21 protein-coding genes are annotated in these 23,171 nt (G+C 67.9%); 5 read left to right on the top strand and 16 right to left on the bottom strand.

Translation table 11 applies throughout. The features are described from left to right. The first annotated feature begins 45 nt into the window (after positions 1-45). Entirely contained in the window at positions 46-597 is a 552-nt protein-coding gene (locus tag A5780_RS15100; RefSeq protein ID WP_063017181.1) for a dihydrofolate reductase family protein, read from the top strand. Positions 598-626: 29 nt separating this feature from the next. On the opposite strand, the gene A5780_RS15095 is transcribed toward A5780_RS15100, so the two are convergent. Beyond that, positions 627-1,004: a VOC family protein gene (locus A5780_RS15095; RefSeq protein ID WP_231982960.1), complete on the bottom strand. Its 378-nt coding sequence runs from the start codon at positions 1,002-1,004 to the stop codon at positions 627-629. Between the two features lie 201 nt (positions 1,005-1,205). On the opposite strand from A5780_RS15095, the gene A5780_RS15090 reads away from it, so the two are divergent. Next, positions 1,206-2,057: an SDR family oxidoreductase gene (locus A5780_RS15090; protein WP_063017185.1), complete on the top strand. Its 852-nt coding sequence runs from the start codon at positions 1,206-1,208 to the stop codon at positions 2,055-2,057. A gap of 25 nt (positions 2,058-2,082) precedes the next feature. Here the strand turns inward: A5780_RS15090 and A5780_RS15085 are convergent, their stop codons facing one another. The 10 genes from A5780_RS15085 to A5780_RS15040 all read right to left on the bottom strand — a co-directional run bounded on the left by A5780_RS15085 (position 2,083) and on the right by A5780_RS15040 (position 14,299). Continuing rightward, entirely contained in the window at positions 2,083-3,444 is a 1,362-nt protein-coding gene (locus A5780_RS15085) for an FAD-dependent oxidoreductase (protein ID WP_064908742.1), read from the bottom strand. A gap of 161 nt (positions 3,445-3,605) precedes the next feature. After that, complete coding sequence (locus A5780_RS15080; protein ID WP_064908741.1) at positions 3,606-4,973, bottom strand: MFS transporter; 1,368 nt, start codon at positions 4,971-4,973, stop codon at positions 3,606-3,608. 257 nt (positions 4,974-5,230) lie between these two features. Then, positions 5,231-6,817: an NAD(P)/FAD-dependent oxidoreductase gene (locus tag A5780_RS15075; RefSeq protein ID WP_064908740.1), complete on the bottom strand. Its 1,587-nt coding sequence runs from the start codon at positions 6,815-6,817 to the stop codon at positions 5,231-5,233. Beyond that, entirely contained in the window at positions 6,814-7,668 is an 855-nt protein-coding gene (locus A5780_RS15070; RefSeq protein ID WP_063017191.1) for an alpha/beta fold hydrolase, read from the bottom strand. The genes A5780_RS15075 and A5780_RS15070 overlap by 4 nt, the downstream gene beginning before the upstream one ends. A gap of 46 nt (positions 7,669-7,714) precedes the next feature. Then, complete coding sequence (locus A5780_RS15065; RefSeq protein WP_063017193.1) at positions 7,715-8,473, bottom strand: aspartate/glutamate racemase family protein; 759 nt, start codon at positions 8,471-8,473, stop codon at positions 7,715-7,717. Beyond that, positions 8,470-9,828 (bottom strand): M20 family metallopeptidase, encoded by a 1,359-nt coding sequence (locus A5780_RS15060; RefSeq protein WP_064906878.1) that lies wholly within the window; start codon positions 9,826-9,828, stop codon positions 8,470-8,472. The genes A5780_RS15065 and A5780_RS15060 overlap by 4 nt, the downstream gene beginning before the upstream one ends. After that, on the bottom strand, positions 9,825-11,117 hold the full coding sequence (locus tag A5780_RS15055; RefSeq protein ID WP_064908739.1) for an amidase: 1,293 nt from the start codon (positions 11,115-11,117) through the stop codon (positions 9,825-9,827). The genes A5780_RS15060 and A5780_RS15055 overlap by 4 nt, the downstream gene beginning before the upstream one ends. A gap of 1 nt (position 11,118) precedes the next feature. After that, positions 11,119-11,991 (bottom strand): VOC family protein, encoded by an 873-nt coding sequence (locus A5780_RS15050; protein ID WP_063017196.1) that lies wholly within the window; start codon positions 11,989-11,991, stop codon positions 11,119-11,121. Positions 11,992-12,042: 51 nt separating this feature from the next. Further along, the gene (locus tag A5780_RS15045) at positions 12,043-13,101 is read right to left on the bottom strand and encodes a 2Fe-2S iron-sulfur cluster binding domain-containing protein (RefSeq protein WP_064908738.1); all 1,059 of its coding nucleotides are present in this window, start codon (positions 13,099-13,101) and stop codon (positions 12,043-12,045) included. A 4-nt stretch (positions 13,102-13,105) separates the two neighbouring features. Then, positions 13,106-14,299 (bottom strand): Rieske 2Fe-2S domain-containing protein, encoded by a 1,194-nt coding sequence (locus A5780_RS15040; RefSeq protein ID WP_064906876.1) that lies wholly within the window; start codon positions 14,297-14,299, stop codon positions 13,106-13,108. Positions 14,300-14,512: 213 nt separating this feature from the next. On the opposite strand from A5780_RS15040, the gene A5780_RS15035 reads away from it, so the two are divergent. Then, entirely contained in the window at positions 14,513-15,145 is a 633-nt protein-coding gene (locus tag A5780_RS15035; RefSeq protein WP_064908737.1) for a winged helix DNA-binding protein, read from the top strand. Positions 15,146-15,156: 11 nt separating this feature from the next. On the opposite strand, the gene A5780_RS15030 is transcribed toward A5780_RS15035, so the two are convergent. Beyond that, the gene (locus A5780_RS15030; RefSeq protein WP_082857313.1) at positions 15,157-16,569 is read right to left on the bottom strand and encodes an acyl-CoA synthetase; all 1,413 of its coding nucleotides are present in this window, start codon (positions 16,567-16,569) and stop codon (positions 15,157-15,159) included. Positions 16,570-16,701: 132 nt separating this feature from the next. Here A5780_RS15030 and A5780_RS15025 point away from each other — a divergent pair, with 132 nt between their 5' ends. Continuing rightward, entirely contained in the window at positions 16,702-17,436 is a 735-nt protein-coding gene (locus A5780_RS15025; RefSeq protein WP_063017234.1) for an IclR family transcriptional regulator, read from the top strand. A gap of 89 nt (positions 17,437-17,525) precedes the next feature. Then, positions 17,526-19,520 carry an APC family permease gene (locus A5780_RS15020; RefSeq protein WP_063017202.1) on the top strand — a complete coding sequence of 665 codons (1,995 nt, stop codon included), beginning with the start codon at positions 17,526-17,528 and terminating at the stop codon, positions 19,518-19,520. A gap of 19 nt (positions 19,521-19,539) precedes the next feature. Here A5780_RS15020 and A5780_RS15015 read toward each other — a convergent pair whose 3' ends face one another. From A5780_RS15015 to A5780_RS15000, 4 genes are all read right to left on the bottom strand, one after another. Then, the gene (locus tag A5780_RS15015; protein WP_064908736.1) at positions 19,540-20,808 is read right to left on the bottom strand and encodes a cytochrome P450; all 1,269 of its coding nucleotides are present in this window, start codon (positions 20,806-20,808) and stop codon (positions 19,540-19,542) included. 30 nt (positions 20,809-20,838) lie between these two features. Next, the gene (locus A5780_RS15010; protein WP_064908735.1) at positions 20,839-22,230 is read right to left on the bottom strand and encodes an NAD(P)/FAD-dependent oxidoreductase; all 1,392 of its coding nucleotides are present in this window, start codon (positions 22,228-22,230) and stop codon (positions 20,839-20,841) included. Next, on the bottom strand, positions 22,227-22,445 hold the full coding sequence (locus A5780_RS15005) for a ferredoxin (RefSeq protein WP_063017206.1): 219 nt from the start codon (positions 22,443-22,445) through the stop codon (positions 22,227-22,229). The genes A5780_RS15010 and A5780_RS15005 overlap by 4 nt, the downstream gene beginning before the upstream one ends. Before the next feature lie 179 nt (positions 22,446-22,624). Further along, positions 22,625-23,122 carry a MarR family winged helix-turn-helix transcriptional regulator gene (locus A5780_RS15000; RefSeq protein WP_063017208.1) on the bottom strand — a complete coding sequence of 166 codons (498 nt, stop codon included), beginning with the start codon at positions 23,120-23,122 and terminating at the stop codon, positions 22,625-22,627. Between the last annotated feature and the right edge of the window lie 49 nt (positions 23,123-23,171).

Raw genomic sequence — 23,171 nt, 5'->3', positions numbered from 1 at the left:
CGTTGTGCGCCGATGAATTTCGCGCCCACAGGACGTCTCCTTCTCATGAGGAAACTGAGCTACGGGATCAGCATGTCCCTGGACGGCTACATCAACGACCGCGACGGCAGCATCGACTGGTCGAATCCGGACGACGAGTTGCACCAGTTTCACAACGACCGGTATCGGGACATCGAGATTTCGCTGCACGGTCGTCGCCTGTACGAGCTGATGGCCGAGTACTGGCCGCATGTGCCCGAGGACGCGCCCCCGATCCAGCGTGAATTCGGCAGGTTGTGGACGGAGAAGCCGAAGGTCGTCTTCTCGCGGACACTGACCGAGGTGCACTGGAACAGCACGCTGGTCAGTGAGAACGCGGTGGAGCAGGTGCGCAGGCTGAAGGCCGAGGGCGACGGCGTCATCGAGGTCGGCGGCGCGAGTCTGGCGGCCTCGCTGATTCCGCACGGGCTCGTCGACGAGTACCAAGTGTTCGTGCTGCCCGTGGTGCTCGGCGGCGGCACACCGATGTTTCCCCTGCTGGACAAGCGTATTCCGCTCCGGTTGGCGCAGACGCGGCATTTCGACACGGCGGTGATGCTGCGCTACGTCGTCGACTGAGGACGGCTCCGGCTCGAGGTCAGAGAACGTCACCCACCGGGGCCCAACCGACTGGCGATTTGGTAGACGTTCCCGAACGGGTCGCGAACCATGGCGCGGCGGTCACCGTACGGCGTGTCGAGCGGTGCCTCCAGCGTGTCCGCGCCCGCGGCGACCGCGCGCTGGTAGGTGGCCCCGACGTCGTCCACGTAGATGTAGAGAAAGGCCGGAAACGGTTCGCGCTCGCCGGATTCCGAGACCATGATCAGCGAATCGCCGACGCGGACCTCGGTCGGCCGGTTCGGCTCCACGTCGCCGGTCGCCCCGAATACGGTCCGCAGAAACGCGACCGCCGCGGGGTGGTCGGCCACCACCATGCGTGGTGTCACCGAACGAAAACCCGGCGGGGGAGCAGAAGCCGTAGCCATGACGCGAGTCTGGCACGCGATCCTCGACCGGGATGGCGTGTCGGCGGGAAACGTTCGCCGACCTGCGCTGTGGCTCCCGTGGGGCGCGGTCGCCATTGTGCACGCGCTCGCACTCGGGCACAGTTCGGTGCGGCGGTGACGGGTCGTCGGCCGCCGGTTGGTGATCGTTCGAGGCTCGGGTAGCGGAAAGCAGGCGATGCGGTGGGTGTGTACGTGGTGACCGGGGCGGCGTCCGGAATGGGGCGCGCCGCGGCGGAGAAATTGCGTGAGCGGGGCCATACGGTGGTCGGTGTCGATCTCAAGGACGCGCAGGTGGTCGCGGATCTGTCGACGCCGGCCGGCCGCCGCACCGCGATCGACGGTGTGCTCGCGGAGGTGGACGGGCATCTCGACGGCGCGATACTCGCCGCGGGGGTCGGGCCGGCGCCCGGTGCGGACCGGCCGCGGCTGATCTTCGAGGTGAACTACCGCGGCGTCGTCGAACTGCTCGACGGGTGGCGCACGGCCCTGGCCCGGGCGGATGAGGCGAAAGTCGTTGTGTTCGGCAGCAATTCGACGACCACCACCCCGTTGGTGCCGCGCCGGGCGATTCGTGCGCTGCTGGCGGGCGACACGGACAAGGCGCTGCGGGCGTTGCGGATCTTCGGCCGGAACGCGCCGTCGATCGCCTACGGCACCTCGAAGATCGCGGTGAGCCACTGGGTGCGCCGCCACGCGACGACCGCGCAGTGGGCAGGCGCGGGAATCCGGCTCAACGCGCTGGCACCCGGCGCGGTGCTGACGCCGCTGCTGGAGAAGCAGCTCGCGACCCCGGCCGAGGCGAAGAACATCGAGCGTTTCCCGGTCCCGATCGGCGGCTTCGGCGATCCGGGCGATCTGGCCGAATGGGCGGTGTTCATGCTGTCGCCCGCCGCGCGATTCCTGTGCGGCAGTATCGTTTTCGTCGACGGCGGCAGTGACGCCTACTTTCGTGCCGATGACTGGCCACGCGCTGTCCCGCTGCGCAAGCTGCCCGGTTATCTGTGGCGATTCTTCGGCTCGGGTCCGCGCTGAACGTCGCGGACCGCGTCGGGGCGCCTCAGACGGCGGCGAGTTCGTGCCGCAGCACCTCGCTCGCGGCGCGTTCACCCGAGCGGACCGCGCCGTCGACCCAGCCGCACATCACGGCCGAGCTCTCGGTGCCGGCCCAGTGAATTCGGTCGCACGGTTCGCGCAGCGCGCGGCCGAACTGGGTGAGCACACCGGTCGGGGTGTGACTGAGCATTCCGCCACCGGAATACCGTTCGGCGCTCCAGTCCTGCTCGACGTAGTCCTCCGGGGAACCGGCCTTCGTCCCGAACCTGCCGGCCAGTTCTCGCAGGATGGCCGTTCTGCGGTCGGTGGCGTCGAGGTGTCCGATCCGGCGGGCGGTGGGGCCCTCCGTGATGACGCACAGGATTCCGGGCCGGGCGGTGTCGGTGCAGGCGTCGAGGGTGACGGTGGCCGGCGACCCCGGCGCGGCCGACTGCCCGGACAATCCGTCGTGCCGCCAGAACGGTTCGGCGTAGACGACGGAGGTCTTGATGATCGAGCCGCTCGGCACACGCTGATGCAGCAGTGAGCGATCGACCGGCAGCATCGGCTCGTACCGGATCTGACCGGCGATCGCCAGCGGGACGGCCACGATCGCCCGATGGGCACGCAGCGCCGACCGACCGGCGTGCACGGTCACTCCGGCATCGTCCTGCTCGATGCCGTGCACCGGCTGCGACAGCCGAATCGCCTCACCGAGCTCGGCCGCCATCGCACGGTAGATCGCACCCATGCCGCCCACGGGCCGGGAGTCCTGGGAACCGCCCCTGACGCTGAACACGAAGTTCGGCCCGCCCCCGGACGCCATCTGATACAGCGCGAAGAGCATCGACACCTCCGAGGCGGCCGAGGTGTAGCTGCCCGCGATGGCGGTCTCGAGCAGATCGTGGGCGGTCCTCGACCGGACGGTGCGATTCAGCCACTGCGCCAAGGTGATTCGATCCCATTTCTCGGCGTTCTTCGCATCCCACGGTGCGTCGAGCGGAATCGACTTGCACAGGTGGGCCAGCTCGGCGAAGCCGGCGCCGAGATGGATCGAGGCCCACGGACTCATTGTCCACGGGATCGTGCCGGTGTAGCGGTACTGCTTGCCGTCGACGACCATCAAAGCCTGGCCGTCGGTGTACTGGCGATAGCTTCCTACGCCGAACTCGTTCATCAGGGCGCGGACCCGGTCCTGGCCGGGCCCGATCCAGGCGCCGCCGCGGTCGATCCAGCAACCGTCCCCGCGCACCTCGGTGAACGTGCGCCCACCGAGCCGGTCGCGAGCTTCGAGTACCGCTACCGATCGGCCCGCCTGTTTCAGTCGCAGCGCGGCGGTCAACCCGGCGAACCCGCCGCCGATTACGCAACAGTCCACATCCGTCATCGAGAGCCGCCTTCGTGTCGACGTTCTCCGGGCGGCGGCGGGGCACGGCACTGCTCACATCCACGACCTCGCCGCTACGAACCACTTCGGTCGGATCGGCACCTCAGGTGGGCAATTTTAGAGCAAATCGGGGAGGTGGCGGACCGTAAACCCCGCACCTACTACCGGTGGCCGGTCGCGACGGGTTTCGGGGAGCCCTCGCGCGGAACGAGCACGACGCGCCGACCCGACATCCGCACTCGCAGGCCGGCGGCGCGGGCGAGGACGACACCGATCAGCGCCGCCGAAAGTGCGGAGACCGCTCCGCAGGCGAACAGGCCGAACCGGGGCCCGAACTCCTCGGTGAGCCATCCGACGATCGGGCCGCCGATAGGTGTGCCGCCGGTGAAGACCATCATGTACAGCGACATCACCCGCCCGCGCATGGCCGGGTCGGTTTCCAGCTGCACCATCGAGTTGCCCGAGGTGTTGAAGGTGAGTCCGAGCAGGCCCACCACGGCGAGCAGCGCGGTGAACAGCCAATAGTCCGGGGCGAAGGCGGCGACCGCCTCGAGTGCGCCGAAGCCGACGGCGGTGCCGACCAGCATCCGCATCCGCACCCGCCCGCGGCGACCGGCCAGCAGCGCGCCCGCGAGCGAACCCGCTGCCAGTGCGGTGTTGAGCAGCCCGTACTTGCCGGCGTCGACATCGAAGACGTGATACGCGAAGCCCGACAGCACGGTGGGGAAGTTGTAGCCGAAGGTGCCGATGAAGCCCACCATGACGATCGGCCAGAGCAGTTGCGGATGGGCGCTCACATACCGGAGGCCTTCACGCAGTTGCCCTTTCCGGCGCGGCAGGCGCGGCACCGGTGTCAGCTCCGCCGGTCGCATGGCAAGCAGACCGGCGATGACGGCGACGAAGGAACAGGCGTTGATCGCGAAGGCCCAGCCGGAGCCGACGGCGGCGATCAGCGCTCCAGCGACCGCCGGCCCGACCAGTCGCGCGGCCTGGAAGTTCGCGGAGTTCAGACTGACGGCGTTGCGCAACCGCTGCCGGCCGACGATCTCCGGCACGAACGACTGACGAGTCGGATTGTCGACCACGGTCACCATGCCCAGCAGCAGCGCCAGCACGTAGACGTGCCACACCTCGACCGTGCCGGTCAGCGTCAGGACCGCGAGGACCGCGGCGAGCAGTCCCATGGTGGCCTGGGTGAGAACCAGAAGTCCGCGCTTGGGGAAGCGATCGGCGATGACGCCGCCGTAGAGACCGAACAGCAGCATCGGCAGAAACTGCATGGCAGTGGTGATGCCGACGGCGAACGCGCTGCCGGTGAGACCGAGCACCAGCCAGTCCTGCGCGATCCGCTGCATCCAGGTACCCGTATTGGAAACCACCTGGCCCGCGAAGTAGTAGCGATAGTTCGGCACGGTGAGGGAGGCGAACATCCCACTGGGGCGATCCGGCGGTGCCGGCGGTGGCGCGGGCAGATCGGACGGAAGTGAATCGGTGGTGGTCTCGTGGTCGTCGGTGCGAGTCGCGGTCAAGACTGCCTTTCCTGCGGTCAGCTCCTTGTTCGGTGAAGAGCAACGTTTGGTTGCTGCGGATGGGCTCGGAGAGTGGATGCGGCGCGACGCCGGGTGAGCCGGTCGGCGGTCCGCCAATCCACGTTGTTTAGCCTATCTAATCAATTATACTGCGGCGCAGCCGATGATCTCTGTGCGGTTGGCAACAGGAAGACGGTCTCGGCTGGTGGGCCGGGTGATCGTGGCGCCCGAATCACCCGGACCATGCAAGGGCTTGGTCAGCGCGCGGAGGATGCCGGAATCCCCGCACCGGCGGCATCGGCGCCTCCACGGGGGTAGCGCCGATGGAGTGCCGCGGTCGCGGACCGATACGCGGCAGGCTTCACCGGAAGCAGCCACTGCCGCAGCCTGGCCACGGGGCCGATGTTCACCCCGATCTCGTCCAGGATCTCGTCGACGTGGCGAATCGAGAACGGAATGATGTTGGTGCCGCGGGCTTGTTTGCCCTCGGTGCGTTCGATCATCCAGTTCAGGCGGCGCCGGGCGAAATCCCGTCGGTGTTCGGCCGAGGGCAGGCCGGTGCCGCCACCGGCCAGATAGTCGACCACCCACATCGCGGAGGCCTCGGCGGCGATCGGGCTGACCAGCGACGAGCTGTAACCGACGAAGAACAGATTCGGCACATCCAGTGGCAGGATCTGGCGATACAACAGGAAGTTGCCGTCGCCGTCGGTGAGCCGATCCTGCACCGAGGGACGCAGGAGCGGCACGCGCTGAACGAAACCGGTGGCGCAGACCACGATGTCGGCATCTCGCAGCGTGTCGTCGGACAGTGCGATGGTCGGTTTGCCGTCCTTTTCGTGCAGCCGCGTGATGACCGCGCCGCGGTGCAGGGTGATGATGTCGTCGCGGATCTTCTCGTAGAAGTTCTCGGTGGCCAGGCTCACCGCGTGGCGGACCACGCGCTCGAACGGGCCGTCGGGCACCAGTCCCAGCCGGTCCAGCAGCAACTGCCGGCGCACGATCGAACCCATGCCCCCGAGCAGCGCGTTGCGCAGGAAACGTCCCGGCCCGGTCAGGAATCGAGCGAACCCGCGCTGGTCGATATGGTCGAACAGCGCCTCACTGAAACGGGTGAGCAGGATGTATTTGTAGGTCACCAGCCCGGCAAGCCTGCGCGGCACCTTCCATGTCACCTCCCGGGCCACGACGGTGGTCGAGCGAGCGACGTCGCTGAGCGCTTCCGCGATATCGCAGGCGGATTTGCCGTAACCCACCACGACGACATCCTTGTCGGCCGCGTCGTCGAGCCGGGTGAAATCCGATGCGGCGCAAACTCTTCCGCCGGCGCGTTCGAAATCCTCCCGCCCCGGATACTCGGGAACGAACGGATCGCAGAAGATGCCGGTTGCCACGATGAGGTGGTCGAAGACCGCCGGTGCCTCCGTCCCGGAGGTGAGGTCCCGGACGATCAGCGTCCAGGTCCCGGTCCGCTCGTCCTGGGCGGCATCGGTCACCTCGGTCCGGAGGCGGATGAGGCGATGCAGATCGAACCGGGTCGCGTAGTCCTCGAGATAGTTCTGCACCTGGGCGCCGCTGGGAAATTGCGGATAGGCGCGCGGCATCGGGAAGTCGGAGAACGCGTAGGTGCCCTTGTTGTTCTGCGTGGTGACGCCCGGATACCGGCGGGTGCGGCTCCACACCCCACCGACGTCGGGGGTGCGGTCGTAGACCGTGACGTCGAATCCGAATTCGGTCAGCAGTTTCGCCGCACACAGTCCGGAGACCCCGGCTCCGATGACAGCGACCCGCACGGAGGATTCACCTCCCGCGGCCTCGGTTCCGGCATCGCCCGGCGCGCTCACGCGGGTACTCCGGCCGTGCTGCGTGCTTCCTGGAAGAAGGCGGACACCAACTGCTGGAAGCGCTGTGCGTGCTCGATCTGTGTCCAGTGCCCGCAGTGGCCGAACACGTGCAGCTGCGCGTTCGGGATCGTGGCGAACATGTGCTGTGACGCCTCCAGCGGTACCACGCGGTCTTCGCGTCCGTGCAGCAGCAGCACCTCGTGCGGGATGGCCGCGAGTTGTTCGTCGGGCACGATCTGGGCGTCCAGCCAGCGCGCCCGCGGGGGCGGGAAAACCTTCTCGAAGGCTTCCTGCGCGCCGGGCCGGATAGTGGCGCGGTAGCGCAGTTCGGCCAGCTCGTCCGTCACGAGCGAGCGGTCGTAGGCCATGATGTCCATGATGTTCTTCATGTTCTGCACCGACGGGGTGTAGCCCCAGAGCTGATCGAGCTCCTCGGTGAAGCGCATCTTGACTCCGCCCGCGCCCATCAGCGCGATCCGGTTCAGGCGCTCCGGATGCCGGGTGGCCAAGTGCAGGGCGAGCCCGCCGCCGAAGGAATTTCCGACCACGTGTGCCTTCTCGATACCGAGGCCGTCGAGCAGAGCCGATATCTGATCGATCCAGGTGTCGAAGATGTGGAAGTCGGCCGGTTCGGGGAGTCCGGTATAGCCGAAGCCGACCAGATCCGGGGCAACGACGCGGAAGTCTCGGGCCAGCACCGGAATCAGGCCGCGCCAGTTCGCCCAGGCGGAGACTCCGGCGCCGGAGCCGTGTAGCAGCAGCACCGGGTCGCCGGTCCCGACGTCGTGGTAGTTGGTGTCGAAGGTGCCGGTGCGCATGCTCCGGCCGATTTCGGGATTCTCGGCGGTCATCGTGTACTTCCTCCGGTTGCCTGAGTGGTTCGGTACGTCGGGTGATTCAGTGGGTCGCGGCCAGTGCCGACAGCAGGTCGTCCTGCACGAGAGCGGGAGACGGGAAGGCGCGTTTGCTGTGGCTCAAGCCGGTCACCACCAGCAGCTCGCAGAGTTTGTAGGCCACCACGCCGGGATTGAGGACCGGCACCTCCAGCACACGTGACAGGTAGGCATGGGACTGGTGCATCGTGGTCGAGCCGAGCACGATCACGTCGGCGCCGTCGTCGTCGATCGCGGCGCGTGCCTCCCGTTCGAGAGCGGCGAAGACGAAATCCTCTTTGCCGGCGAGCAATTCGGCCGTATCGGGTGCGACGCCGATATCGCGGACGGAGGCCATGCGGGCACCGAGCCCTTGCTCGCGGGCCGCCTTGTGGTACAGCTCGTGCCACTGCGGCCACATCGTGATCACCGAGAATTTCTTGCCCAGCAACGACGCCAGCAGCATCGAGGCCTGGCTCGGTGCGACCACCGGAATGGTGAGCCGGGAGCGCAGCGCCGCCAGCGCCGAATCGCTCATCGAGTTCACGCACACCGCCGCGTATCCCTGTTCCTCGGCGCGAGATCCGGCCTCGAGGACGAAGGCGTCGGCCAAGGTCGTTTCGTAGGCGCTGTCCAATGTGGTGCCGCCGGCGCGGGCGCTGACGAAGACGTTCTCGAATCCGGGATGCACGATGTCGTCCGGGATCTGGGCGGCGAAGGCGGCCAGCGCCTCCGGCGGCACCGGTACGGGAACGATGTTGAGTACCTTGCGTTCTGGGCTCACAGTCCCACGTCCTCTCGGGTTCGGGTCAGGGTGTCGACGACGGCGTAGGCGACGGCGCGCACCGCGGTCATCACGTCGGAGACCGACGCCACGCCCATGCCGCCCAGGCCTTCGTTCATTTCGGCGGGTGCGGTCGCGGGCGGCCAGGGATAGCCGATGCGCGCGCAGGGCACGCCCATGCGGCGGATGAGGGTTCCGTCGGTCTGGCCGCCGAGTAGTGGTGTGGATTCGTAGGGACGGCCTTCCACCTCTTCCCAGCCGCGCCGGCAGGACTGGATGATCCAGTTGCCGGGATCGGTCATGCCGCCGGGCAGCGACCCGTACATCTCCCAGTCGAGGTCGATATCGGGCTCGGTCGCGCGAATGTGGGAGATCAACCGGGCGAACTGGTTTCGCACCTCGCCCGGAGTGGTTCGGGGGTTGACCCGGACGTCGAGGTAGATCTCGGTGGTCGCGGAGGGGAATGCCGGCTTGTCCGGGTTTCCGGAACGCAGGGCCGAGATCCACCCCTCGGGAATGGTGGAGCCGGAGGTGTTGCGCGCGGTGTATTCGGGCAGCCAGGCCTCGATATGTTCGACCACGCGCGCGGCCGGCACGATCGACGAGCGGAACCCCGGTGTGCCCCTGCTGATTCCGGCGTATCCGAAGGTGCCGCGCACCGACACCTTGAACCAGCACATGCCCGGTTCCTCCGGGTAGACGGCCCACCACGGTTTCAGGACGATGGCGTGATCGGGCATCGCGCCGTGGGTGAGCAGGTGGAACACCCCGCTGCTCATGCCCACGTTGTCGCGGTCGCTCATGGTGACCGGCATTCCGCCGCCCGCGAAGCCGATCGCCAGATCACCGATCAGGGGCACACCGGCGTCCGCGACGGCGTGGACGACCTCGGTCAGCCCGGCCACCATGCATTTCGGATTCGAGGCGCCGAGCCCGATCACCAGATCACCGTCCACCCGCGCCTGGGGCACCATATCCGGACGCAATCGCGGCCCGACCCACGGCACATCGGCCTCGGGGTCGATGTGAGTGTCGATCGGCGCGTACAGCAGTAGCCGGCTGCCGCCGCCGCTGCCGCGTATCTCGCCCAGCACATTGCCGGTGTGCTCGCTGACCGGTCGATAGGCGGCGTCGATGCCGACCGCGTGGCGCAGATGGTCGGCCATGAATTCCGAGGCCGCGCGTTCGCGTCCGGTGGGGCTGTGGATGTCGACCAGCGAGACGAGCAGATCGCGGAAGCGGTCGGGGTCGAGTCGATCGCAGACCGCCTCGTACATCGCGCGCCGGTCGTCGTCCAGCGGTAGGTCCTGGATCGATTCCGCCGCGCCCTCCGTGCTGGTGATGGCGTCGTTCATCGCTGTTCCTCCGGTAGCGGGCAGCGGGCGGCCAGCCCGACCCGGTCGGTCAGGCAGGTCGCGATGCGCACGAGCGAATGGTCGGTGCCGGTCGGGCCGATGAGCTGCACGCCGAGCGGCAGTCCGGTGGCGCCGGTGCCGGTCGGCAAGCCGACCGCGGGCAGCCCGGCGACGCTGGCGAGCTTGTTGAACACCGGGTCGCCGGTGCTGTCCAGGCCGTGCGGCGCCTCCCCGGTCGCGGCGAGGGTCAACAGCACGTCGGCGCGGCGGTGCGCACCGTCGACGAAGGGCCGGGCAGCGCGAAGAACGCTGCGCGCGTGCTGAATTCGGCTCGGCTCCGCGGTGCGGCCACGGGTGAGGAATTCGGCCAGCCGGGCGCTGATCCCGTCGGTTCCGTCGCGGCCGACGCGGTCGTGGAGTGCCGCGGCGGCCTCCGCGGCCATGATCAGCGTGTGTGCGTCGTCGAGCTCGGCCAGCTCGGGCGGAACGGCGATCTCGGAGACGGTGGTGCCGTGGGCGCGCAGGCCGGCGGCGAACGATTCCAGGCGCTCCAGCGCGTCGGTCCCGGCGCGGTCGTCCCACGGGGGGCGCAGCACACCGACGGTGAGGTCGCGGGTGGCGGGCAGTACCGCGGTCTGTACTCGGTCCGTGAGGACCTGGTCGACCGCGCCGAGCCACACCGGATGCCGCGCGAACGCGCCGAGGGTGTCGAAGCTCAGCGCCACCGGCAGCACGCCGTCGAACGACCACCGGCCGTAACTGGGTTTGAGCGTGAAGACGCCGCAGTAGGAGCCGGGACGCAGCACCGATCCGGCGGTCTGGGTGCCCAGGGCGATGGGCACCTGGCCGTCGGCGACCGCTGCCGCCGAGCCGCTCGACGATCCGCCCGGTGTGTGCTCGAGATTGTGCGGGTTCCGGGTGCGGGCCGGCTCGTAGGTGGCGAACTCGGTGGTGGCGGTCTTGCCGAAGATCAGCGCGCCTGCCGCGCGCAGCCGGCGTACCGCCTCGGCATCGCGGCCGGGGCGATGTCCCGACCAGAGGGGGCTGCCGTAGGCGGTCGGCTGATCGGCGGTGTCGATGATGTCCTTGATGCCCACCGGAATTCCGTGCAGCGGCGAGCGGGGCGTTTCGGCATCGAGTGCGCGGGCCTGCGCGCGAGCCCGGTCCGGATCGAGAAAGGCCCAGGCACGGACGGATTCGTCGCGTACGGCGACGCGCTCCAGATAGCGTTCCACCGTCGTGATGCTCGAGGTCTCGGTGTGCTCGCCGGTGGTGGCGTCCACGGTCATCTCAGCTCACCTTCTTCCGGACCTCGTGGCCCCAGCGCGCCGGGGCGTCGTAGGTCTGCACGACCCAGTCCTCGTCGACAACGGCTCCGCCCCAGCCGATTTCGATGCCGAAGCCGGACGGCGTGGAGAGGTAGAACGAGGTGACCCCGTCGTTGGTGTGGCGACCGAGCGTCATCTTCAGATCGATGCCCGCGGCGGTGATCCGGTCGTAGGCCCGGCCGACGTCGTCGAGCGTGGCGGTCTCGATCATCAGATGGTTGAGGTCGCCGCCGCGCATCCCGAAGCATTCGTTCATCAACGCCAGGCTGTGATGGCGTGAATTGCAGTGCAGGAAGGTGGCATCCGCGCCGTCCCAGACGATGTAGTCGGTGAGCCGGAAACCGAGGACGCGGGTGTAGAAGTCCACCGCCGCCGGATAGTCCGAGCACATGTAGACCACATGCCCCAGGCCCAGTTCGCCGGTGACGAAGCCGCTGATCACCCCGCCGGGCCGTACCGGGTGGTGGTCGGTCAGCACGCCGTAGCCGATCTCGGTGGGAAACCCGTCCAGATCGGCGAACCGGATGGCGGCGGCGACATCGAACGTGTCGCCGGCGGCCACCCGCTCGACCTCGATGCCTTCGGCCTCGACCGCCTCGGCCAGCGTCTTCAGCTGCTCGGGAGTGTTCACCTCCCAGCTGACCCGCCGGACGCGGTCCTCGGCACCGGGATACAACGCGATGCGGTGGTGGCGGTCGTCGAGGCGGATCAGCAGCGGATCCGCCGACGAGGTGCGGGGCCGGGCATCGAGTTCGAGAAGGTCGACCAGCAGATGCTGCCAGGCGTCGATATCGGCGACCTCGACGGTCAGAGCCCCGAGTCGGGCGATGCTCATGATGATTCGTTCACAATCTGTGCGCACCGGCGGCCGGGCCGCCGGTGGTGATCAGCTGGGGATGAATTGCTCGGCGTGGATCCGCTCGGGCGGCAGGCCCAGTTCGCTCAGCCGGACGCGGGCCGCATCGAGCATGGCCGGGGGACCGCACAGGTAGGCGCTGGTGTTCGGGTCGGCGACGTCGGCCGCGGTGAGCACGCTGACCGGATTACCGGTGAGCACGTCGGGATGGTCGAACGGCTCGTCGACCACCACCCGCACCGACAGCCCCGGGGTGAAACTGCGCCGTCCCGCGAGCTCGTCGAGGTGGAACAGATCGGGTCCGCGGGTACAGCCGAAAACCAGCTCGATGCGGTCGCGATCGCGTGCGGTCTGCAGCGTGTCGAGCATCGACAACATCGGGGCCAGTCCGGTGCCGCCCGCCACCATCAGAATCGGACCGGGTTCGGGACGCAGTCCGAACGACCCCATCGGGCCCTCCATCTCGAGCTCGTCGCCGACGGCGGCGCGCTCACGCAGATAGTGCGACATCGCCCCGGACGGCAGGACGCGCACGGTGAAGGTGAGCCGGCGCTTCTCCCGTTCCCCGGAAGCCATGGAGTACGAGCGCCATTCGCTGGTGCCGGGCACCCGCAGCCGCACGTACTGTCCCGCCCGGAAGGAGAATTTCGCCGACTTCGGCAACCGGATCTGCAGTTCCACCACGGAATCGGCCAGCCAGGTGAGGCCGGCGACCTTGGTGGCGGTCGTGATGATCGGGTTCTCGTCGAGCAGGGCCGCCGGGTAGTCGAGGTCGATCTCGGCGTCGGAACGGGCACGCGCCTGGCACAGCAGCCGCATGCCCGCCGCCGATTCGTCCGCGCGCAACGGGTAGACGCGGCCTTCGGGCATGACCACGTCTCCGGCCGATATCCGGCCGATACAGGTGCCGCAGGTGCCGATCCCGCATTGATGGGCCAGCCGCACGCCGGCGGCGCCGGCGGCGTCCAGCACGGAAATGCCTTCCGGTACGTGGATCTCCTTCACCGTGTCGGTGTAACGCAAACGGACACAATGGGTTCCGGTGTCCGCGCGGTCGGTGGAGCGGATTTCGCTCGGAGACATGGTCATGCGGTCAGTCCTCGTCCCGATACGGCGATTCGAAGTATCCGCGCAGGTGACGGGCGGCCATCTTGCGCCACGCGATGATGGAATAGTCCATGTCGCAGAGCATTTCGTTGTTCCAGCCGTCGAAGCGGGTGTAGTGCTCCTCGGTGGCCTCGCGGGCGAACACGTCGCTGTTGTTGAAGCCTTCGAGCGCGAGCGGCTTGAAGAAATGCTCGAACTTGAAGTCGAATTCGGCCCGTTCCTCGTCGGTGTGGGCGCGGGTCGCCACGACCTCCCAGTACTCGTGGTGGTGGTCGTCGATCGGGACGTAGAACTCGTACTGCACGACGTCGGTGATCGGCCAGTGCTCCACCATCAACACGCCCGGCACCCACAGCGAGGTGCGGAAGTAGTGCTGAACGTTGCCGCGGGCCTTGATGTCGACCTTCGGGTTCTCCAGCACCGGCTGATACAGATCGGGCCGGTCGTAGCGGTTCATCACGCCCTTGGGCCCGTTGGGGATGTCGATCTCCTCGGTGGCGTCGTCGGTGAGGGCATTGACGCCGAGCGGCAGGGCGCGGTCCAGGGCCACCAGGATCTGGTTGTCCCAGTGCACCAGCAGATGTCCCGGATCGAGGCCGTTCTCGGCGGCCAGGCGCCAGTTGCCGACCAGCTTGCGGTGGATGCCGCGCACGATGATGTTGTCGTCCATCAGGTGGGCGACGGGAGAGTTGTTGGGGTCGTTGGTGACTCGCATCGGCAGATCGCTCTCGAGCGGCGGCGGGGTGCCGTAGTCCGCGTCGCCGACGAAGACGAAGATCATGCCGTTGACTTCTTCGACCGGATAGGTCCGGATCGCGGCCCGCCCGATCAGCGAATCGTCGGGATTGCCGACGATGGTGGTGAGGCTGCCGTCGTCGACGCTGTAGGTGTAGCCGTGGTACCAGCAGGTCACGGTGCCCTCGGACAGGCACATGGGCTTCGCCGACAGTTTCACGCCGCGGTGGATACACCGATCCGACAGCGCGTAGGCCTTACCCGCCGACCGGCGCAGGGCGATGTCGTGGCCGCCGATGGTGACGCCTTTGACGGTGCCGTCGGCGAGCTCGGTGGAGAACAGTGCGGGATACCAGTGGTTGGCATAGCCCCAGTCGGCCTGGACGTAGGGGGCGTAGTGCCGGGTCACACCGGCCGAGGTGCCGTTGTAGTGGTCAGCGGACATCGAGAAACCTCCATCGAGGTGGGGACCACGCGGTGTGTGCGTGGTTGATCTGTGATGAGTGGCGCGGCGGGGAATGCGGCGCGGAATGTGGGCTGGACACCGTGGTGTCCTGAGCCACATTACAGAATCTTCGTGGACTATCAATAGACTTTCAACGTAAATTTCATGTTCCACATTGCGGTCGGCCGGGTTACCCGTGTTGGCTGGTGTCCTATGACCGCCACCGAAGCCGCCGGCGCCGACCGGCCCGCGAATCTGGATCCGGAACGTCGCTGGCATCTGGCCGAGAACACCCACGAAGAGGCCATGACCGCCTTCGAATTCGCCCTGTTGCAGGTCGAGGGCGCGTTCGAGCGGTTCGCCGTGCAGGCGTTACGGATCGCCGGGGATGTGGATCTGGCCTTCAACGAAGTCGTGGCGCTGCATGTCGTGCGCATGCAGGAACGCGCCAAAGACACCGCGACCATCGCGCAGCTGACCAATCGCGAGGATCTGCCCAATCTGCAGTACAACCTGCGGAAGCTGGTCAGCCTGGGTCTGCTCGAGCGCACCAAGTCGGGCACCTCGTCGGTGTTCCGGGTGACCGAGGCCGGGCGCGAGATCTCCGATCGCTATGCCGCGTTGCGGCGTGAACTGCTCACGACCAATCTGGCCGAATTATCCGATGTGACAACGAAAATGCGGCACGCGGTCCGCACGATGCACATTCTGACCGGCCTCTACGCGGCGGCCAGTCGTGACCTGGCCACCATCAATCCGGCGGTCATGTTCCCGGCCGAGGGCGACGAGGCCGAACCCGAACCGGCCGCGAAGCGGCGCCGGCGGCGCGGTGACGGAGCCGGGTGAACGGTGTCCGGTCAGTGCGGGGTGTGATCACTGAGGAGCGTCTTCTTCTGGATCTTGCCCATCGCATTGCGTGGCAGCGCCTCGACCATGCGAATCTCACGCGGCCGCTTGTGTACCGCCAGTGATCCGGCGACGAAATCGATGAGGGCGTCGTGGTTTCCGGGCTCGCCGACGACATATGCCACGATGCGCTGGCCGAGATCGGCATCGGGGACACCGACCACAGCGGCCTCGCGCACGCCCGGGTGCGACAGCAGTGCGTGTTCGACCTCGCCCGCGCCGATCCGGTAGCCGCCGGATTTGATCATGTCGACCGATTCACGACCGACGATGCGGTGGAAGCCGTCCGGATCGATCACGGCGATGTCGCCGGTGTCGAACCATCCGTCGAGCGACATGACCTCGTCGGTCTTGGCCTTGTTGTGGAGGTAGCCGTCGAACAGTGTGGGCCCGGCGATTTCGAGGCGGCCGAGAGTTTCGCCGTCGTGGCCGACGGTATCGCCGGAGTCCGAGCGGAGCCGGGTTTTCACTCCGGTCACCGGTAGTCCGACCCAGCCGGGGCGGCGCTCACCGTCGTATCGGGTGCTGAGTGTGATGACGGTTTCGGTCATGCCGTACCGCTCGATCGGCGCGCTGCCCGTAAGCGCCCGCAACCCTTCGAACACCGGAACCGGCAGCGGCGCGCTCCCCGAGACCAGCAGGCGAGCGGAGGCGAGCGCCCGCGCGGAATCCGGATCGGCGCAGACCCGCGACCAGACCGTCGGCACGCCGAAATACAGCGATCCGCCCGCCGCGGCGTATCGGTCGGGGGTCGGGCGAGTGGTGTGGACCAGCGGCGATCCGGTGCGCAGGGCGCCCAGCACGCCGACCACCAGGCCGTGCACGTGGAACAGCGGAAGCCCGTGGACGACAACGTCGTCGGCGCTCCACTGCCACGCGTCGCGCAGTCCGTCCAGGCTGGCGGCGATCGCGGCGCGCGACAGCACCACTCCCTTCGGCGCGCCGGTGGTCCCGGAGGTGTAGACGATCAGCGCCGCCGTGGCCGGATCGGGTTCTGGGCCCGTCCAGGATTCGGAGGCGCGCGGGTCGACCGTGACCGCGGGCAGGGAGATATCGGAATCCGTTGCGCCGAGCCATAATTCGGCGCCCGAGTCGGTGAGGATGTGGCGGCGTTCGACCGCGCCGGAATCCGGCGGAACGGGGACCGCGGGCACACCGGCCAGCAGGCAGCCCACGACGGCGATCACGGTGTCGACGCTGGGGCGGGCGTCGATGGCGACACATCCGGCGCCGGCGAGGCGATGCGCGAGCGCGCCCGCCGCGCCCAACAGCGCATCGGGCCGCAGGGCGATGTCGCCGATCGTGACGGCGGGGCGGGACTCGGCCGTTGCGGTCTGCAACCCGGTGAGAAGAGGAACTGGCATGAGGGCCACTTTCTCGTGTATGGTCCGCATTGTGGACCGATGTGCTACATTATGGACCAGTGACGGTATTAGCTCCAGACGACTCCGTCAACAACGGGTGTGCCGCCGCGCGTTCGGCGCAAGGGCGCGGTCGTGAACAGCGTGCTGACCGCCCTGCGGGTATTCGAGGAGGTGGCGCGGCTGCAGCCCGCGGGTCTCAGCGACCTCGCCCGGCGGCTGGAGGTTCCGAAAAGTACGGTGCAGCGCTGTCTGAAAACCCTCGAGGAGGCCGGGTGGGTCCGGTCGTCACCGGAAGGACGGTGGGAGATCACCGGTCTGGCTTTCCGGGTGGGTAGCGCGGTCGCGGGTCGCGACAATCTGCGTGAGGTGGCGCTGCCGGAGCTGTCCGCGCTGCAGATGTCGACCGGTGAGACAGTGCATCTCGCGGTTCCCGACGGCGACGAACTGGTGCTCATCGAACGTCTCGACAGTTCGCACCAGGTGCGCGCGTTCATGGCGCTGGGCACCCGGCTGCCGCTGCACGCCGCCGCGACCGGAAAGGCGTTCCTCGCGACCCTGTCCGACGAACGGATCGCGGCCTACCTGTCCCACGCCCCCGCCAAGACCACCGAACACACCATCACCGACGCGGACGAACTCTGGGAGGAGATCGCTCTCATCCGCCGACGGGGATACGCCACCACGATCGAAGGGCTGCACGACGGAATCTGCGCGGTCGCGGTGGCCCTGCGCGGGCGCTACGGGCCGGCCCGCGCATGCTTCAGCATCTCCGGGCCGTCGTCGCGGCTGACCCCCGCGCTTTTCGAGGATTACGGAGCCCGGGCTCTGGCGACCCGTGCCGCCGTCGAACGGCTGCTCGGCGAGTGAGGTCTGCGGCTGCGGCGCGGGATTTTTTACGTTTTCCCTACGCCTCGCGATCACTGGGTTCGGGTTTGCCGGATTTAGGCTGATTAATCGTGGTTTCACCGATCGACGTCGCCAAACGGGTGGTGCTGGGACGACCGTTTCGCAGCGATCGGCTCGGGGAGACGCTGTTGCCGAAGCGGCTGGCATTGCCGATTTTCGCCAGTGATCCGCTGTCCTCGGTGGCGTATGCGACTCAGGAGATTCTGCTCATCCTGACGCTGGGCGGGCTCAGCTATCTGTATCTGACACCGTGGGTGGCCGGTGGTGTCGTCGTGCTGCTGGCGGTGGTCGCGTTGTCGTATCGCCAGGTCGTGCGCGCCTATCCGTCGGGCGGTGGATCCTATGAGGTCGTCGCCGAGAACCTCGGGGCGATACCGGGTTTGGTCGTCGCGGCGGCGCTGCTGGTCGATTACGTGATGACGGTGGCGGTATCGGTCGCGGCGGGGGTGGACAACGTCATCTCCGCGGCGCCGGCGCTGAACCCGCATCGGGTGCTGATCGATATCGGGTTCATCGTGGCGCTGACCGCGATGAACCTGCGTGGGGTGCGAGAATCCGGCCGGGCGTTCGCCGTGCCGACCTACGCCTTCGTCGCCGGCGTCATGGTGATGATCTCGATCGGTGTGGTCGAGACGCTGATCGGGCACGCACCGGTCGCCGAGAGCGCGCACTACCAGATCAACGCCGCGCACGCCGGCCTCGGCACGGCCGCGGTGGCATTTCTCGCGCTGCGGGCGTTCTCCTCGGGGTGTACGGCGCTGACGGGGGCCGAAGCGATCTCCAACGGCGTCCCCGCGTTCCGAAAACCGAAGTCGCTCAACGCGGCCCGGACCATGACCGCGATGGGTGTGCTGGCGATCGCCATGTTCACCGGTGTCACCGCGCTGGCGATGATCACCCACACGCGCGTCGCCGAGAATACCTGCGACCTGATCGGCTTTCCGGGTGATTGCCGCACCGACGCCCAGAAGACCGTCATCGCGCAGATCGCGGGGGCGGTCTTCGGCGACAGCAGCCTGGGCTTCTACTACCTGATGGTCACCACCGCGTTGATCCTGATCCTCGCCGCGAACACCGCCTACAACGGATTCCCGCTGCTGACCTCGATCCTGGCCCAACATCGTTACCTGCCACGCCAATTGCACACGCGCGGAGACCGGCTCGCCTACTCCAACGGCATCATCCTGCTCGCCGCGGTCGCCGCCGGGTTGATCTACGCCTTCGACGGACAGACCACCAGGTTGATCCAGCTCTACATCGTCGGCGTGTTCACCTCGTTCACGCTGTGCCAAACCGGCATGGTCCGGCATTGGAATCGCGAACTACGCGCGGTGACCGCGCCGGGGCAACGCCGGCGCATCCACCGGGCCCGGGCGATCAACGCGTTCGGTGCCTGCTTCACCGGCGTCGTGCTGGTCGTGGTCATGATCACCAAATTCGGTCACGGCGCCTATCTCGTGGTCATCGCGATGCCACTGCTGGTGCTGATGATGTATTCCATCCACACTCACTACGCGACGGTGCGCGCCGAACTCGACATCGACCCCGACGAGGAGACGACGCTGCCCGGCAGGGTGCATGCGATCGTGCTGGTTTCGGACTGGCACAAGGCAACTCAGCGGGCCGTCCAGTTCGCGCGCGCCACCCGCCCGGACACCCTCACCGCCGTCACGGTCAACGTCGACGACACCGACACCCGGGCGCTGACCCAATCGTGGGAGCGCCACGACGTCAGCATTCCGTTGAAGGTCGTCGAGTCGCCCTACCGCGAAATCACCCGTCCCGTCGTCGAATACATCAAACGGGTCCGCCGATCGCGGCCCCGGGACGTGGTCAGCGTCTACATCCCCGAGTACGTCGTCGGACACTGGTGGGAGAACCTGCTGCACAACCAGAGCTCGCTCCGGCTCAAAGCACGCCTGCTGTTCGAACCGGGTGTCATGGTCACCAGCGTTCCCTACCAACTGCGCTCTTCGCGAAATCGCAAGCCGCCCACAGTCACACCGAGCCCCGGTCAGATCCGCCGCGGCATCGTCGCTCCCTGATCGGAGGTTTCCGCCGCGGTCATCGATCGGCTCGGCCGGCGATGTGGTCGACGTCGATGAGCAGATGTCGTGGTCCCCGGAAGATTTGGCTGCGCCGATACGGTGGCGGATCGACGACCAGCCGCGGTGTCACGACGCGGCGTAGGAAGATCTCCAGTGCGAGATTGACTTCCAATCGCGCGAGCGGGCCGCCCGGGCAGGTGTGGATGCCGCTGCCCCAGCCGAAATGCTCGTTGTCGGGCCGTTGGATGTCGAAGCGGTTCGGATCGGTGAACCGGTTCGGGTCGCGGTTGGCGGCGGCGTAGACCAGATGCACCGCGGACCCTTCCGGAATCACGGTGCCGCCGATCTCGATATCGGCGGTGACGCTGCGGCTGGGGAAGAACTGCACCGCGGCCTGCAACCGCTGGACCTCTTCGATCGCGCGCGGCAGAAGATGTGGCCGGTCGCGCACCTGGGCGTAGGAACCGGGGTTGCGCAACAGTGTCAGCACGCAGTTGGCGATGGTGTTGACCGTCGAGTCGTGCCCGGCGATCAGCAGCAGTACCGCATTGGCCAGCACCTGTCCGACCGGCATCGGGCCGTCGGGGCCGTCGTCGTGCAGCAATCGCGACAGCAACCCCGGGCCGGGCGCACGCTGGAGTTGCTCGATCAGGCCGGCCAGATATCGGGTGAGTGCGTCACGGCCGGCGTGCGCCCGGCCGGCGCGAACCTTGCCCTCTGCGGTCCGCGCGTCCGGGCCCAGATCGGTGCCGGTGAGCATGTCGTAGATCCAGGCGTGGAACCGGGGCTCGTCCGCGAGCGGGATGCCGAGAATCGTGGAAATCACCGTCACAGGTACGGGGTAGGCGTAGTCGTCGACCACGTCCATTCGGGTCGTGCCGCCGGCCTCGAATTCGTCGAGCAGCCGGTTGCACAACCGGACGATGACGGGTTCCATGCCGGGGATGACATCGGGCGAGTGCGGCGGGCCGAAGTGGCGCATCACCTGGCGGCGTGCCCGATCGTGATCGGGCGGATCGGAGACGATGATGCTCGGCGTCCGAGTCGGCGGCGTGCTCGCGGCGCCGGCGTTCCCTGCCAGGGGGTTGCCCAGCGGGCTGCGGCCGATATCGGAGCTGACCCGCGGGTCGTGCGCCAGCGCCAGCAGTTCCTGATAACCCGTCACCACATACAGGTTGTCGGCCACGCGCGCGACCGGGGTCCGGCGTAGCTGATCGAAGAACGGGTACGGGTCGGCGCGGTGTTCGAATGTCATCGCCTCGGCCCAGGCGGTCGCCGCCGTCATACTGCCTCCTCGCTCGACGGAACTCGGCGCTCAATGGAACTCGGCGCCTCGTGAGGTGGGGTCGTGGCCGGTCAGCACCACGTCGGGGATGCCGGTCGGCACTCGCGGATCGGGAAAGCGGGCCGGCATCGGTGCCGGATCGGGGGCCCGGTCGTAGCCCGGCGGTGGCGGCGGAAACGGCGCCGATCGTTCGATCATCGCCGCGTAGTACGGGAGCCATTTGCCGTGATCGAAGGTCACCGCACCGACGATGCGGCCCCGGCGGCCGTAGACGGCGGCGAACCGAAAGTCCTCGGGCGATCCCTGGGTGAACGTGATCTCGTCGCCGAACGAGCACACGCCCACACCCTTGATGTTCACCCCGAATTGCGCCGACCAGAACGACGGCAGCGGCAAATGCGGTCGCCGTTCGGTCTCCAGGCTGATCATGTTGTTCGCGGCGACCTGCGCACCGGATACCGCGTTGTCCCAGTGCTCCATCGAGATGAACTGATACTCGTAGAGCACATGGGGCTGACGTGCGACATCGCCTGCCACGAAGACGTTGTCGGTCACCACGCCGTTGATGTCGAAGGCACGGCAACCGGCATCGCACCCGACGCCCCAGAAACCGGCGGCAAGTCCGGCGCCGCGCAGCCATTCGACATTGCGGATCGACCCGAGCGACGCGACCACCACATCGACGTCCACTGTGGTTCCGTCCGAAAGGCAGGCCCGGCGCACCTTTCCGTCGGCGTCGCCGTCGAGGGACCGGACGGACACACCGGTGCGCAGGTCGACTCCCGCGCCGCGCTGCATCCGCGCGGCGATATCACCGATCACCCCGCCGAGCGGGCCGATCAGTGGACCGCCGCCGCGTTCGGCGACGGTCACCGGCACGCCGCGCTCGCGGCATACCGAGGCCAGTTCCGAGCCGATGAATCCCGAGCCGACGACCAGGACGCGCTGCGGATTCGCGTTCAGCGCTGCCTGCAGCCCCGCAGCGTCCTCGCGGGTGCGCACGGTGAACACTCCGCGCAGGGCGGCCTCGGCCGGGTTGGGCCACGGCCGGGCCCGCACGCCGGTGGCGATGAGCAGCCGGTCGTAGGGCACCGCATCGCCGGTGGCCAACAGGACCCGCCGGTTCGCTCGGTCCAAGCCGGTCGCGGCCACCCCCAGCCGCCAGTCCGCGTCGACGGCCCGCATCCGCGGAAGTGCTGTGTGATCGGCGCGCACCCATCCCTGCAAAACCTGTTTGGACAACGGCGGACGGTCGTACGGTTCGTGCGGCTCGTCGCCGATGATGGTCAAGCTTCCGTGAAAGCCCCTCTCCCGCAGAGCTTCCGCCGCGCGCAACCCGGCCAGCGAGGCGCCCACGATCACGATGCGGCCTTCGGCCCGGAAGGCGTCGACCAGGTCCGCCATCAGCGAGGCGGTCCTCATGTCGCGGGCTCCGCCTCGTCGGGAGTGTGGGTTTCCACCAGGATGGCCTGAACCGGGCAGGACGCCGCCGCCCGCACGACCCGGCGGCGCTGCCCGTCGTCGGGATTGGGGTCGTAGGCCAGCGCCTCGTCGCCCAGTAGCCGCAGCACCTGCGGTGCCAGCGGAACGCACTGGGCATACCCCTGACACCGATTCAGATCGACCACGATGCGCATGTCCTCAGCTCCTCGTTCGAACCGAGTCTGATTGGGCCGGATTGCCTTGCGACCGCTGCGGACCGATCGGCGCTGATCCCCGCGAGGGTCGACGCGAACTCCCACCGGAGGACACGTCCCGGAATGCCCGGTGCCGTGCGGGCACCTCACCAAGGATTCGTAGCGGCCGGGCCGATGGGTTATCGCCGGCGGCGGGGTGTTGCCGAGCGGGGTGGCGCAGCACGCATGTGGTCGCGCACCGGCGACAGCAGCTCGGCCAGCGCCTTGGTGTCCGCGCGGGACAGCGGTTCGAAGAGTTGCTGGTTGACGACCTCGGTATGACCGGGAAGGACCTCGGCGAGCAGCGCCCGGCCGGCATCGGTGATCGTGACCGTGACGCCGCGCTCGTCGTCCGCGGAGGGCGCGCGCGTGACCAGTCCCGCCTTCTCGAGCAGACCGGCCTGATAGGTCAATCCGCTGCGGCTGTAGACGACGCCGTCGGCCAGATCGGTCATGCGCTCACTGCCGGTGGGGGAGTCGAGACCGAGCCGCGCCAGCAGCTGGAACTGCACGTAGCTCAGATCGCCGGCGTCTCGCAGCTGCTGCTCGACCGCGTGCCGGAGCAGGCCGGCGACCTCCATGAGGGCGAAATACGCGCCCAGTTGGACGGCGTCCAGGGGCCGCGGGGTCTCGGACATGGCACGACTGTACAACTCTTGCTTCGATTTCGAAACTCTTGCTTCGAAT

The sequence above is a fragment of the Nocardia sp. 852002-20019_SCH5090214 genome (assembly GCF_001665865.1).
GTDB lineage: Bacteria > Actinomycetota > Actinomycetes > Mycobacteriales > Mycobacteriaceae > Nocardia > Nocardia nova.
This window is presented reverse-complemented; position numbering and strand designations above follow the sequence as displayed.

Bases quoted from the DNA above. Each gene is read 5' to 3' on its own strand.
- A5780_RS15100 (WP_063017181.1), top strand. From the start codon at position 46: ATGAGGAAACTGAGCTACGGGATCAGCATGTCCCTGGACGGCTACATC.
- A5780_RS15095 (WP_231982960.1), bottom strand. From the start codon at position 1,004: ATGGCTACGGCTTCTGCTCCCCCGCCGGGTTTTCGTTCGGTGACACCA.
- A5780_RS15085 (WP_064908742.1), bottom strand. From the start codon at position 3,444: ATGACGGATGTGGACTGTTGCGTAATCGGCGGCGGGTTCGCCGGGTTG.
- A5780_RS15070 (WP_063017191.1), bottom strand. From the start codon at position 7,668: ATGACCGCCGAGAATCCCGAAATCGGCCGGAGCATGCGCACCGGCACC.
- A5780_RS15060 (WP_064906878.1), bottom strand. From the start codon at position 9,828: ATGAACGACGCCATCACCAGCACGGAGGGCGCGGCGGAATCGATCCAG.
- A5780_RS15055 (WP_064908739.1), bottom strand. From the start codon at position 11,117: ATGACCGTGGACGCCACCACCGGCGAGCACACCGAGACCTCGAGCATC.
- A5780_RS15050 (WP_063017196.1), bottom strand. From the start codon at position 11,991: ATGAGCATCGCCCGACTCGGGGCTCTGACCGTCGAGGTCGCCGATATC.
- A5780_RS15045 (WP_064908738.1), bottom strand. From the start codon at position 13,101: ATGACCATGTCTCCGAGCGAAATCCGCTCCACCGACCGCGCGGACACC.
- A5780_RS15040 (WP_064906876.1), bottom strand. From the start codon at position 14,299: ATGTCCGCTGACCACTACAACGGCACCTCGGCCGGTGTGACCCGGCAC.
- A5780_RS15035 (WP_064908737.1), top strand. From the start codon at position 14,513: ATGACCGCCACCGAAGCCGCCGGCGCCGACCGGCCCGCGAATCTGGAT.
- A5780_RS15030 (WP_082857313.1), bottom strand. From the start codon at position 16,569: ATGCCAGTTCCTCTTCTCACCGGGTTGCAGACCGCAACGGCCGAGTCC.
- A5780_RS15015 (WP_064908736.1), bottom strand. From the start codon at position 20,808: ATGACGGCGGCGACCGCCTGGGCCGAGGCGATGACATTCGAACACCGC.
- A5780_RS15010 (WP_064908735.1), bottom strand. From the start codon at position 22,230: ATGAGGACCGCCTCGCTGATGGCGGACCTGGTCGACGCCTTCCGGGCC.
- A5780_RS15005 (WP_063017206.1), bottom strand. From the start codon at position 22,445: ATGCGCATCGTGGTCGATCTGAATCGGTGTCAGGGGTATGCCCAGTGC.
- A5780_RS15000 (WP_063017208.1), bottom strand. From the start codon at position 23,122: ATGTCCGAGACCCCGCGGCCCCTGGACGCCGTCCAACTGGGCGCGTAT.